The organism is Rhodoferax sp. GW822-FHT02A01 (assembly GCF_038784515.1).
Taxonomy (GTDB): domain Bacteria; phylum Pseudomonadota; class Gammaproteobacteria; order Burkholderiales; family Burkholderiaceae_C; genus Allorhodoferax.
In genome coordinates, this window is record NZ_CP152376.1 from 472087 (window position 1) to 484831 (window position 12745).

The following is a 12745-nucleotide window of genomic DNA, read 5'->3' on the forward strand; positions in this document are numbered from 1 at the left end:
TCAGGCTCCACCGCCCAGGGCTTTGTAGAGTTGTGCAGCCGTCTCCAGCTGGGAGCGCCTGAGTTGCAAGGTGATCTGCTGGGCGGCAACCAGATCACGCTGGCGCTCCAGTACGTCGTTATATCCGGTCAGCCCGATGTTGTGGCGCGCCTGCGCGATGTCCAGCAGCCGTTGCTGCGACTTCTCGTTGATCCTCGCGGAGCGCATCTGGCGTGCCAGCGAACCCCTGGCCGACAACAGGTCAGCGACTTCGCGAAACGCCATCTGGATGGTTTTTTCGTAGTCGGCCACCGCAATCACCTTGCGCGCCTCGGCCAGCTCCTTGCCGCCGGTCAGACGCCCGCCGTCAAACAGCGGTGCGGAAATCAGGGGCTGGAACGTCCAGGCCGCGCCACTGAACAGGCTGGACAGTCCCGCGCTGGCCACACCCAGGCTGGTGGTCAGAAGCACCTTGGGCATGAACGCTGCGCGCGCCGCATCAATATTGGCATGCGCCGCCAGCAACCGCTTTTCGGCGGCAATCACGTCGGGGCGCAGCAGCAGCACATCACTGGGCAGACCGGGAATGATCACCTCGCCAAAGCCCTGGCTGTCGAATGGCAAGGGAGGCGGCAAGTCCGGGACCACCTCTCCCACCAGGTAATTCAGGCGATTCACCGTGGTGTTGCGCTGGTGTCCGTATGCATCCAGCGCGGCGCGCGCCGACTCCTGCAGCCCTTGGGCCTGCTCGACCTCCAAGTCATAGGCACCGCCGGCGTCTCTGCCTTTCTTGACCAAATCCAGACTCTGGGCGCGCGACTGCAGTGTCTTCGTGGCAAAGGCAATCTGCTCGTCGAGCTGCAGTAGCGTAAAGTAAGTCGTAGCAATGTCGGCGATCAGCGATACCTGAAACGCCTTTTGCGCCTCTTCGGTCGCCAGATAGCTGTTTCGGGCCGATTCGGTCAATCCGGCAATGCGCCCCCAGAAGTCCACCTCGTAGGAAATCGACGACACGCCCAGATCGTAGCGCTCTGCGGTGGTGGTGCTGGACAGACTCTCGGGCACTCCCGTAAAGGCGGCGCTGCTGAGCAGGTTGACACTGGGATACCGGTCTGCCTGGGCGATTCCGTATTGCGCCTTCGCCTCCTGCACCCGCCCCACGGCAATACGCAGGTCGCGGTTGTTCTTGAGCGCTGATTCGATCAGCGCATGCAAACGCGGATCCACGAAGTACTGGCGCCAGTGGATGCGCGACACCTCTTGCGGGTCGCCCGCCACCCCGGGCCACTGGGTGGGCACGGGCAGTTCCGGGCGCACATATTCCGACGGCTGGGCGCAGGCCGCCAGGAGCAATACCAGAAGCAGAGAACCCCAACGGCTCAACATGAAGTCCTGTCCATCAAATCAAAGCGCACACGGATAAGCAGCATGGAGTGAGTGTAGGCCGCGCCAATGACTCCATATGCGGGGAAAATAGCCCCCGAACGCACGCTACTTCTGCCCGGTCCGGGTGATGGAAGCGTGTCCAATGTGCGCCTACAACTCTCCAGACCCATGACCCCAGACGCTACGTACGCCGAATCTGTCACCCGTGCCTGGCAGAAGACCATGGACTTCTCCAGTCTGCTGGAGACCGCAAGCAGCCTGGAGGCGGCGGGGCAACCACACCTGGCTGCGGTGCTGTACCAGACCTGGCTCAGCCGCAATGAGTCGCCCTACGCCTATGCCGCACATTTCAACTGCGCGCTATCCCTGGCCAACGCCGGCGACTTGCAGGGCGCCGAGGCGGCCTACCGCAAGTCCATAGAAATCCATCCCGGCTTTGCCCAACCGCGGCTGAACCTGGGCATGCTGTACGAACGCATGGGAAGACCGGAGCAGGCGCTGCAGGAGTGGATTTGGGTCGAACAAAACATCAGCGCGGCACAAAAGGAGAACGTTCCCTTTGTCGTGATGGCCCTGAACAACCTGGGCCGCTTGCAGGAAAGCCGCAAACAGTTTGCCGATGCCTATGCCTATCTGACCCGCAGCCTGGCCATTGACCCCAACCAGCCGGACGCCCTGCACCACTGGGTGCACATACGACAGAAGCAGTGCATCTGGCCGGTGTACGCGGAACTTCCGGGTATCAGCCTGCAAGCCATGCAACAGGCTACCTCTGCCCTGGCCATGCTCAGCATTTCCGACGACCCGGCTGCCCAGCTCGCCGCCGCCCGGCGGTTTGTGCAGAAGAAAGTGGCGGCCCCGACTCGCGTGCTGGCACCGGGTGGCGGCTACGGTCACAAAAAACTGCGCATTGCCTACGCCTCGTCGGACTTCTGCCTGCATCCGGTCTCCATGCTGATGGTGGAGCTCTTTGAGCTGCACGACCGCTCGCAGGTGGAGGTGTACGGCTATTGCTGGAGTCCCGAGGATGGCTCCGCCATGCGCCAGCGCGTGATTGCCGCCATGGACCACTTTCACCGCATTGACGCACTCAGTGATGCAGACGCGGCCGAGCTGATCCGTTCCCACGAGATTGACGTGCTGATCGACCTGCAGGGCCAGACGTCCGGCGCCCGGCCCAACATGCTGGGTCTGCGCCCGGCGCCCATCCAGATCACCTACCTGGGATTGCCAGCCACGACCGGGCTGCCTTCGATTGACTATGTGATCGCCGATCCGTTCCTGATTCCGCAGGAGTTTGCGCCTTTCTATTCGGAAAAGCCGCTGTACATGCCGGACATCTACCAGGTCAGCGACCGCAAGCGACTGGTCGGCGCCATTCCAACACGGGCCCAATGCAATCTGCCGGAAGACGCCTTTGTGTTCTGCTCGCTCAACAACAACTACAAGTACACATCCGAGGTGTTTGATACCTGGATGCGCATCCTGACGCGCACACCGGGCAGCGTGCTGTGGCTACTCTCCGACAACCGCTGGGCGCAGGAAAACATCTGCAAGGAAGCGGCGGCGCGCGGCATTGGGCCGGAGCGTCTGGTCTTTGGCGGACGTCTGTCGCCGGAAAACTATCTGGCGCAATACGCCTGTGCCGACCTCTTTCTGGACACATTCCCATTCAACGCGGGGACCACGGCCAACGACGCGCTCTGGATGGAGTTGCCCCTGCTCACCTACTGTGGGCGCAGCTTTGCCTCGCGCATGGCCGGTGCCCTGCTGACTGCCGCCGGCCTGCCGGAGCTGATCACCTACAACCTGCAGGCGTACGAAGAGAAAGCCGTTGACTTGGCCCACGATCCGGACCATTGCAAGGCGTTGAAGACGCAGCTCGCAGAAGTGAAAAAAAGCGGGGTGCTGTTTAACACTCCGCTTTTTGCGAGAAATCTGGAAGACCGGCTACGCACACTGGTAGCGGGTCTGCAAACCGCATCAGTGCAGTAGCCTGCTGCCTTCGATGTGCTGTTCGCACTGGGCAAGCCAGGGCTCAGCCAGGTAACGGATCTGGGCATCGTTCTTGAGGATGCGCTGCATGATGTGGGTCTTTTCGATGCGGGCCGCCAAGTCCAGCGCTTCTGACTTGGCGCGCAGACGCAACTGCTCTATCAGCACCGCGCAAGCCCCTTCGTAACGCACCACGGACTCCCAGTCCTTCATGCGTGCGGCGTCCAGCATTTTCCTGCTGCTCTCCTCGATGGCCTGATAGCAGCCGATCAAACTGTCTTGCATGGTTACCGGCCTCCTGCGGCAAAGCCTGCATAGGCATTGGAGCCATACAAGCGCTGAACGCTGGGCACAGCGCTTTTGAGAGTACGTGTGACGGTGGCCAAGACGTCCTGACTATTGTCAGCGCCAGCCTGTCCACCCGCGCGGACCGTCATCCAGGCGTTCAACAGAGGGGTGAGCAACTCGCCGATCTCGTCCAGAGCCGCCAGATCATTGCGGGAATTGGCGTGCAGCAGACGGACCGAGCAGTAGGCATACAGGTCGTCAAGGTTCACCGCGATTTCGCCACCGGCAGCCATGTCCAGATGGGCACGCAAACCTTCGCTGATGATTTCCAGTGCCTTGTTGATGTGCTTGATTTTCTGGCCGATGTCGCGCTGCGCCATGGCGGCCCTGGCCAGCTTGACGCGGTCCAGAACGCCTTCGATCAGCAAAATGACCAAATCAACACCACTGGAAGAGCTTGCCCTGCTCTCCAGGCCAACCGATGCATAGGCAGATGCTGCGCGTGATTGTAAAGTTGTCATGTCATGTCCGAGTAGCTAGTGATTCAGTTATCGGCTCAATCTGCACGAACTTTATAGCGTCGTGTCAGTCCAGCAAACAACTTTTCCACTTTTGCACCACGCCACTCAACAAAAACCCGGAATTCACCCAGTCATGCAGCTGCTGCCCCATGCCCAGACGCAATTCCCGGTCGGCAATCAGCCTGCGCAAGGCGCCTATCCACTCGTCCTTGTTGTCGCTGCAGCGGATCACAGGGGCATCATAGGAGCGATAGGGATAGACGTCCGAACACACCACCGGCCAGCCCATGGCACCGTACTCCAGCAGGCGCAGATTGCTCTTGCACTCGTTGAAAATGTTGGACTCCAGCGGCGCTATGGCAATGTCCAGATTCAGGCTGGCCATCTTGCGGGGATAGTCTGAAATCTGCACGAAGCGATGGAACTCCTTGAGGTGCGGCGCTATCTCGTCGGTCTGCATGCCCATGAACACCCAATCGACCTCATCGGCCAGCTCACGCACCACGTCTACCACCAGATCCAGGTCACCCTTGTGCTGACCGGCACCGACCCAGCCCACGCGCAGTTTCTCGCGCGGCTCGGGAATCGTGCGCAGGCCCAGCCACTGCTTGTCCAGGGTATTGGGCACCAGCCGGACGTCGGCAACGTACTTCTTGTAGTGGGTTCTCAGGGGCTCGGTGGTCACCACCAGGATGTCCGACTTCTTGAGAGCCTGGATCATGCGCTGGTGTCCCTCGCGGGTCTGGAAGTTGCGGTTCGGGTGCTTGGCAGGTACATCGCCCAGCAGATCGTCCACCATCTGCACGATTTTCAAATCGGGCATGACCAGCCGGTATTTGTCGATCAGGCCCAGTTGACCATCGTCCACCGAATGCTGCAGTACCAGGCGGTCGGGCGCGGCTCTTGCCAGCTCCAGCGGCAACAAGGGTCGCGTCGTTCCTCGCATGGGGGGAATGACCACACAGGTTTGCACCAGGCTGGCATCCTGCAGTGCGTTCAGTGGTTCGATCACGCGGTACTGCCCGGCGCCGCTGGTCAGCGGAACGGCCAGCACCCGCGGTCTGTCGTGGCGTTTGGGATGCCAGTCGATCACCACGATGGACTCCAGATCAAACGGAGCCACCAGAGACAAATGGCGGTTGTAGCAAGGGTCCGAAGAAAGCACGCTGGCCCACTTGAGCAACAGGGCATCCTTTTCCTGCAGCTCCGAGTCCGCCAGTCTGAATTTGCTGCGTGCGTCGCGGGCCAGGCTGCCCACTGTCTTGCCACCGTGGTGCAGGACATTGCTCAACGGCGTCCAGACGTGGCGCTTGCCCGCCTGCGACAGGCGTAGGCAGTAATCCAGTACGGCGTACCAGAGGCCAAATTCCGTCTCATTGAATCCGCCCAGACTTTTCCAGTCACTGCGGCGCATCAGGAAAAAGTGGCCCGAAACCGTGCTGACGTCCTGTGTAAGCTGCAAGCGGGAATAGATGCCGGACTCTTCCAAGCGCCCTTCCTCCCCGTTGTAGCTAGCGGCAGAACCGTTGATGCCCAGCACCATGGGACCACCGACGACACGCGCTTCCGGACCGCGATTGGCCATCAGGCGCGGCGCCACACAGCCCACATCGGATTGCAGCGCAATACCCAGCAGGGGCGTCAACCAGTCCTTGTGCAGGATCTCGGTGTCATCGTCACAGACCAGGATGAAGTCGCCGCTGGCGCGCTCTATGCCCGTGTTCAACGCACGGGAGTGGCAATAGCTGTCTTGCTGCAGCTGGACTATGACCAGGGGGATGGCCGGCATCACGTCGCTGAGCGCGTATTCCACTTCCGACACCTGGTCGGGCGCGGTCACCACGATGATTTCCGCCAGATGCGATTGCGGGTACGACTGCAGGGATTCAACCAGACTGCGCAGGTAACCGGTCTGCAATCCGCTGGGGACCACCAGGCTGACGCGGGCGTCCGGCCGGGCGTCATAGTCCACCAGCCATGTGCCCAACTTATCGTGGGGTAGCATGCGTTTGGCAATGCCCCCGTCCACCAGCACTTGGCGCGCAGCCAGGAATTCACGATTTTCGCTCTCGGGATCCAGGCCGCCCGCGATGTGCGAGAGCACGATGTCTATATGGGCCAGCGCGCTACGTCCCTTGCGCGCCAACAGGTCCAGTGCGTGGCGGTAGATCTCGTCACCCGACAAGGGGCAGGAAGCCTTCGCCCACGACTGCACGTTCACCAGTACTGCGTTGCCCAGGTAATTGGTACAGCGCAACAGCTCCACGTTGGCATCGGGTTTGAAATTGGGGTACTGGCCGGAGCTTTCCTCAGACCAGCTATCGTCATCCGCATAGATCAGGTTCACACCGGCGTGCGAAGCAGCAGCCAGTGACCATTCGACAATGCCCTGCGGAAGAATCCTGGTGCCGGACTTGACCAGCAGCGCCCAGTCGGTACCCAGCCCTGCGCCTTCCAGATTGAAAGTTGCGTCACCGCCAGGCGTTTCGAGCCAGTGGATATGGGCCACGCCCTCCAGTTCTGCGGGTGCGGCCTGTTCACTCACGATGAAGAGTGTTGCGGGCTCACCCAGGCTCTCGGCCAGACTGTCCAGGGTATCGGCCAGTTCGTTGATGTGCGTGTTTCGATGGTCGATGACGACCGATAGCTGGGGCAATTTGCCAGAAACCAGGTGCTCGGCGTAGATGTCGGCGTCGATCTCGCGCAACGTGCACAACTCTTTCCAGCGCGTGTACTGGGCATTCAGGCGCGCATATTTGCGCCGGTCTGCACGGCCACCCAGCTCTTGCGCTGAAAGATCCGGAATGGGTAAGGTGTCAACAATTGCTGCAGGCCAAGCCTGCTCCAATGTCAGCTTTTCTGCAGCACTTTGTGTGCCCTGAATGAAGGTTTGGAGCTCCTGCTGCCACAGCGAGAGGTCCTTGAGAAACCTGGGCCACCTTTCGGTGACCGTGCGCATGGCATATTCAATTTCTTCGGGATCTTCTCCCCACGCAATGCCCTCTTTCCCCAGCTCGTTGATCGACTGGGGCATGGTTTCCAGGGATATGGCGTTCGGAATCATCACGACCGGGCAGCCGCACAGCGCAGCCTCCAGAACAATGCCGGATGATTCGTAGGTATAGAGCACCTTGGCCTTCTTCAGAATGGCCAATGTTTCGACGTTGGTTGCCGGAAATGTGGAGGAAATTTCCAATGCATCAGGCCCGAAGTCCCGCATCTTTCCACCAGCCTTGGTGTAACGGTTGTGGTAGTAGGCCACCTGCGTACGCTGGTCCTGCTCCAGCCTGTCGTCAACAATGTTGCGCAGATTGATGATGGGCAGATACAGACGCTCAACGCCTGGGTAGTAGCAGTGCTGGTAGGTATAGACCAGCTCTTCCTTGGCGTAGACCTTGTCACCGCCCAACAGTCCGGGATAGTTCAGCACATAGCGCACCACCTGCCCGAGCCCCATGGGCGAGCCGGCGACCACCTCCGGATACACCACAATGGGCTTCTTCCCCGCCCTGTAATGCGCGAGCTTGGTCGTCTCGGTCAGGCGAGGCGTCCAGAGCTTTCCAAGCGTGCCGGGCGAGTCCACATAGGCCTCGTAACCCAACTGGTTCAGTATGCTGCAGAGCTCATGGAGCAAGCGGATTCCCGCCGATTGCTGCCGGTATGGCGGACATACTATGTAGTACGGTTGCGCGTCATGTTGGTAGTTGGAACTGCATGGTAGAACGTCACTGTCGATCCTTCTTTCTATTCTCACCATCGCACCTCTTTCCAAAACGCACAATCATTTGGCGTAGCCAGCCGATACGGCCAACGCCTGGGTATCAGACTACTTCAGGAGCTGCAATACGCTTTGCGGCATCTGGTTGGCTTGGGCAATCATAGCGGTGCCAGCTTGTTGCAGGATCTGGGCGCGGCTCAAGTTGGAAGTTTCTGCCGCAAAGTCGGCGTCCATGATGCGACCACGCGCAGCTGTCTGGTTTTCCACTGCGGTTTGCAGATAGGTGATGGTCTGGCTGAATCGGCTTTGGATAGCGCCCAGTGTTGCCCGTGAGCTGTTCACTGCAGCCAGCGCTGCGTCGATGGCGGTGAGCATGGCAGAGTTTTCAGCGTTCGCAGAAATGACCAGGGCCGAGGCAGTGCCGCTATTGGCAACCACGCCAGAAATATCGCCGGTGGCAACACCCAGGTCGGACGCGGAAATGGTAACGATCTGGCCCACATTGGCACCGATCTGGAACGTGAAGTCCGCAGTCGTGGTGAACAGTGCTGTGCCATTGAATTCGACGGAACTCATGTTGCGACCGATTTCCGAGGCCAGCTGTGAGTATTCCTGGTTCAGGGCGGAAATGTCGGCAGACGTGTTGGTCGAATTGATGGACTGCACGGCCAGTTCACGCATACGTTGCAGGATGTCGGTCACTACGGCCAAACCACCTTCAGCCACCTGTGCCAGCGAAATGCCGTCATTGGCATTGCGGATCGCAACATTCATTCCGCGCACTTGGGTGTTCATGCGGTCGGCAATCGCCAGACCGGCTGCGTCGTCCTTTGCGCTGTTGACACGCAAGCCGGATGACAGCCGTTGCATGGAAGTGGCCAAACTGCTTTGATTGGCGGAAGCGTTGCGCTGCGCATTGAGCGACATGATGTTGGTGTTGATGGTCATTGCCATGGGATTACTCCTTCAAAAATTCAGTCGTGATGGATCAACCCACACGGTTTGAAGCGAGAAACCAATTCAACCGAGTGTTGGAATGATTGTTCTCTGACCCGAAAAAAACTAAACCCCGATAAACGGGGCTTAATTCGGTCTATTTGAAGGATTCCTGGGCGTCTAGCCGCTCTTGTTCCAGGTGGTGACCTGCTGCGACACGTAGGTGCTCAGGCTGTTGAGTTTGGCCATGTTGGTGTCCAGTGCAGTGTACTGGGCCAGCAGCTGTTTGCGGTAGGCGGTGATGTGATCATTGAACTTGTCAATGGTCGCATTGTTCTGGTCAATGGACTTCTGGAACGCCGTGCTGTGCCCACTCACGGAGCCACCAACCCCCAGCGCGCCAAAGGCAAAGTCGTAGACCCGCTTGGCTATGCCGTTGCCGTTTGCAGTCCCGGTGATGGTACTGAAAAAGTTCTTCACATTGGTTGGATTCTGCAATGCGGCATCCAGCTTGGAGGCGTTGGTCTTGAGGGATCCATCCTTTTGAATTTCCAGCCCCAGATCACTCAGGCGACCTAGGGTGCTGCTTGACGGCCCCGCTGCACCCACCAGGGTTCGGAGCATGTTCTGCACGCTGTTGGCGGTGTTGTCTCCCAGCAAAGGGCCGCCGGTCTTGGTCGTTGAGTCGTAGGCAGTCTGCGTCTTCAGGTCCGCATACAGCGTGTTGTAGGCATCCTGAAAGGCCTGTATCTTGGCCTTCATGGTCGCCTTGTCCGTGGCTATCGTGATCTGCGTGGGCGTTGTCGTGGGTGTCAGCAGATTCAGCGTCACGCCAGACAATGCATCCGAAACCGTGTTGGTCGAAGAGGTGACGGTAATGCCGTCAATCGTGACCGACGCATCCGCAGCCAGTTGCCCGTAGGTCATGTCTTGCGCCGAGGTCGCGGAACTGGCAATGGCTGTGCCACTGGAGTCCACAATATTGGAAGGCATGTAGCGCAACTGCTCCAGCCCTGAAGAGGCATCCACCTGGAACGCCGCATTGGCCCCCGTCGAATTGCCCCGGATCACCAACTGCTGTTTGCCCGAAGTCGTGACGATGGAGGCCGTGACTCCCAGCGTCGAAGACTTGGCGTTGATATTGGTGACCACGTCAGCCAATGTGTCGGTGGCGGATACGCTGACCGTATCAGACGCGCCGGAAGAGACAAATTTGCTTGGGCTGTCCGTGTTGTAGTAACCCGTGTAGAAGGTCAGTGTGCCACTGGCGCCCATTGCCGATCCGGAAGTGATTGCGGCGGACTTCAGGGTTTGGGCCGTCACCAAGTTGTTGACCGTCACGGAATGAGAACCCGGAACCGCAGTGGAGGTTGCGGTCCCGGTCAGCGCACTTGCATTGCCCGAGGAGAAGCTCATGCCATTCCAAGTGGCCGATGACATCAGCGCGCTGGCAGCATCCTGGAGCGCTGACAGTTCGGACTTGACTTGTCCGAAAGCAGACATCTTGGTCTGTAGGGTGGAAACCTTTGCTTGCAACAGCTTGATAGGCTGCTGCTCCACCGCAACCAGCTGGCTGACGATGGAGTTGATATCCAAACCACTACCAATACCTGTTGAGGATATGGCCACTTGAGCTCCTTGACTTCAATGCATCAATAACAAGCTGTACTTGTAACGCCTTCAAAGTTCTTGAAAAGCCAAAAATGCACGGAAAAAACCCAGCATAAACAAAAGCCTGGAAACATTCCAGGCTTTTGTGGAGCATTACTGCTTAACGCAGCAGAGCCAGAACACCTTGTGGCAACTGGTTGGCTTGCGCAATCATGGCCGTACCGGCTTGTTGCAGGATCTGGGCACGGCTCAGATTGGATGTTTCTGCAGCGAAGTCGGCGTCCATGATACGACCCTTGGCAGCAGCCTGGTTTTCCGCAGCGCTCTGCAGGAAGTTGATCGTATTGGTAAAGCGGCTTTGCACAGCACCCAGGTTGGCGCGAACGTTGTTGATCGCGGTCAGCGCAGCGTCCAGTGCAGACAGGTTGCCCGAGTTGGCGGCAGCAGCAGAAGTCACCAGAGCGGAAGCCGCACCAGAGTTGGCCATCACGCCGGAGAGGTCGCCCGTTGCCACAGCCATGGAGCTGGCGGCGATGGAAATGGTCTGACCGGAGTTTGCGCCCACCTGGAAGTCGTATTGCGCAGTGGTGTCGAGCAGCGACTGGCCGTTGAACTGAACGGAGCTGACAGTACGCGCAATTTCCGTTGCGAGCTGTGTGTACTCCTGGTTCAGAGCGGAAAGGTCACCGGTCTGATTGGTGCCGTTGGAAGCCTGCACCGTGAGTTCACGCATACGCTGCACCATATCGGTCAGGGTCTGCAAACCGCCTTCAGCCGTTTGCGCCAGCGAGATGCCGTCATTGGCATTGCGGATGGCCACGTTGATGCCGCGGTACTGGGCGTCCATACGGGTCGCAATCGCCAGACCGGCCGCATCGTCCTTGGCACTGTTGATACGCAGGCCGGAAGACAGGCGCTGCATGGAAGTAGCCAGCGACACTGAGTTCTGACTGGCATTTCTTTGCGCATTCAAAGAAATGATGTTGGTATTGATCGTGTAACTCATGCTAAAGCTCCTAAAAAAGTTGAACCGGATTGACCGGAGCCAGATCAGCCTGGACTGCCCTGACAACGAACCCTGGTTGAAGCTCGTTGCAAGATTTATCGGTAGGGTCTGGAAGAACTTTAGGCTTCCCGATCGAAATAGTTGCTTTACGCGGTCCACATGCAGCCTGTAGGAAGTTCCCTTACAAGCCATTTCCGCAAGGCTGACAGGCCAAACATCCAAACCCTGATTCAAGTTCCTGCCCCCGGCTTCCAGAATTCAGGCCATGGTGAACGGCAAACAAATAGATGCTTTTCACCGCCCAAATGAATGAATCACTTTCTGGAGCCTGTTATGACAAACGAACAAATCCTTTCTGAAATACAGGAAGCCAATTTGACCTATCTGATGCTGGCCCAGAACCTGATCCGTCAGGACAAGGCCGAAGCCCTGTTCCGCCTGGGCATGTCAGAAGAGTCCGCCGACATGATTGGCACCCTCTCCCCCGCCCAGATCCTGAAAATCGCCTCCAGCAACATGCTGCTGTGCCGCTTCCGCATGGATGACGAAGTGATCTGGAGCCTGCTGACCAACCACTCCGTAAACAAGGTGGACAACGATTCCACGACGCGCCTGCACGCCAGCATCCTGATGGCCGGTCGCTTCGCTGAAACCCTGTAATCCCCCATTTTTCGGAGAGTCCCATGGCTACCAAAAGCGTTTTGAACGATTCCAAGCAGGTTGAACGAGCTGTTGCCCTGATCCAGCTGGGTGCGCGCCTGCAGGTGCTGGAAAGTGAAACCGACCTGTCCTATGAGCGCCTGTTGCGCCTGTACAAGGAAGTGGCCGGCCGTTCTCCCAGCAAGGGGCAACTGCCCTTTTCCACCGAATGGTTCCTGACCTGGCAGCCCAACATCCATGCTTCCCTGTTCCAGAACACCTACGAATACCTGACCAAGGTGACCGCTCTGGAAGATATCGACGCCATCATGAAGGCCTACAAACTCTATACCGAGCAGATAGCGGCCTGCGGGGTGGAGCCGCTGCTGTCCATCACCCGCGCCTGGCGCTTGGTGAAGTTCATCGACAACAACATGCTGTCCATGACCAAATGCTCCAAATGCGGCGGGCATTTTGTGAGCGAGGCCTACGAAAACAGCCGTCACTTCGAGTGCGGCCTGTGCTCGCCACCGGCTCGCGCAGGCAAGGGCGCAAGTTCCGGCGGGATTTTGCTGCACTGATTCAAGTGCCGCCCCCAGGGGACGATATGATGGGTAGAGGCCCTGAAAAGCCACTCTATTCAACCATTGGGCCCCAAAGCCCTGC

10 protein-coding genes are annotated in these 12745 nt (G+C 58.8%); 3 read left to right on the plus strand and 7 right to left on the minus strand.

Annotated elements, in window-relative coordinates; translation table 11 throughout:
• Positions 1 to 1365 carry an efflux transporter outer membrane subunit gene (locus AAGF34_RS02160; RefSeq protein ID WP_342618991.1) on the minus strand — a complete coding sequence of 455 codons (1365 nt, stop codon included), beginning with the start codon at positions 1363 to 1365 and terminating at the stop codon, positions 1 to 3.
• A gap of 168 nt (positions 1366 to 1533) precedes the next feature.
• Between AAGF34_RS02160 and AAGF34_RS02165 the strand changes: the two genes are divergently transcribed.
• Positions 1534 to 3360 (plus strand): tetratricopeptide repeat protein, encoded by a 1827-nt coding sequence (locus AAGF34_RS02165; RefSeq protein WP_342618992.1) that lies wholly within the window; start codon positions 1534 to 1536, stop codon positions 3358 to 3360.
• Here AAGF34_RS02165 and AAGF34_RS02170 read toward each other — a convergent pair.
• The 6 genes from AAGF34_RS02170 to AAGF34_RS02195 form a co-directional block, all read right to left on the minus strand.
• A complete protein-coding gene (locus AAGF34_RS02170; protein WP_342618993.1) occupies positions 3349 to 3645 on the minus strand; it encodes a flagellar protein FliT in 297 nt (98 codons plus the stop codon). The two genes, AAGF34_RS02165 and AAGF34_RS02170, sit on opposite strands and share 12 nt — an antisense overlap.
• A gap of 2 nt (positions 3646 to 3647) precedes the next feature.
• A complete protein-coding gene (gene fliS, locus AAGF34_RS02175) occupies positions 3648 to 4169 on the minus strand; it encodes a flagellar export chaperone FliS (protein WP_342618994.1) in 522 nt (173 codons plus the stop codon).
• A gap of 64 nt (positions 4170 to 4233) precedes the next feature.
• A complete protein-coding gene (locus AAGF34_RS02180; RefSeq protein ID WP_342618995.1) occupies positions 4234 to 7803 on the minus strand; it encodes a glycosyltransferase in 3570 nt (1189 codons plus the stop codon).
• Between the two features lie 192 nt (positions 7804 to 7995).
• Positions 7996 to 8841 carry a flagellin gene (locus tag AAGF34_RS02185; protein WP_342618996.1) on the minus strand — a complete coding sequence of 282 codons (846 nt, stop codon included), beginning with the start codon at positions 8839 to 8841 and terminating at the stop codon, positions 7996 to 7998.
• Between the two features lie 162 nt (positions 8842 to 9003).
• Positions 9004 to 10452 (minus strand): flagellar filament capping protein FliD, encoded by a 1449-nt coding sequence (gene fliD, locus AAGF34_RS02190; protein ID WP_342618997.1) that lies wholly within the window; start codon positions 10450 to 10452, stop codon positions 9004 to 9006.
• Positions 10453 to 10594: 142 nt separating this feature from the next.
• Positions 10595 to 11440 (minus strand): flagellin, encoded by an 846-nt coding sequence (locus AAGF34_RS02195; protein ID WP_342618998.1) that lies wholly within the window; start codon positions 11438 to 11440, stop codon positions 10595 to 10597.
• Positions 11441 to 11773: 333 nt separating this feature from the next.
• Between AAGF34_RS02195 and flhD the strand changes: the two genes are divergently transcribed.
• Positions 11774 to 12100, plus strand: coding sequence for a flagellar transcriptional regulator FlhD (flhD, locus tag AAGF34_RS02200; RefSeq protein WP_342618999.1), 327 nt, complete (start codon positions 11774 to 11776; stop codon positions 12098 to 12100).
• Positions 12101 to 12123: 23 nt separating this feature from the next.
• Complete coding sequence (flhC, locus tag AAGF34_RS02205; protein WP_342619000.1) at positions 12124 to 12660, plus strand: flagellar transcriptional regulator FlhC; 537 nt, start codon at positions 12124 to 12126, stop codon at positions 12658 to 12660.
• The last annotated feature ends 85 nt before the right edge of the window (positions 12661 to 12745 follow it).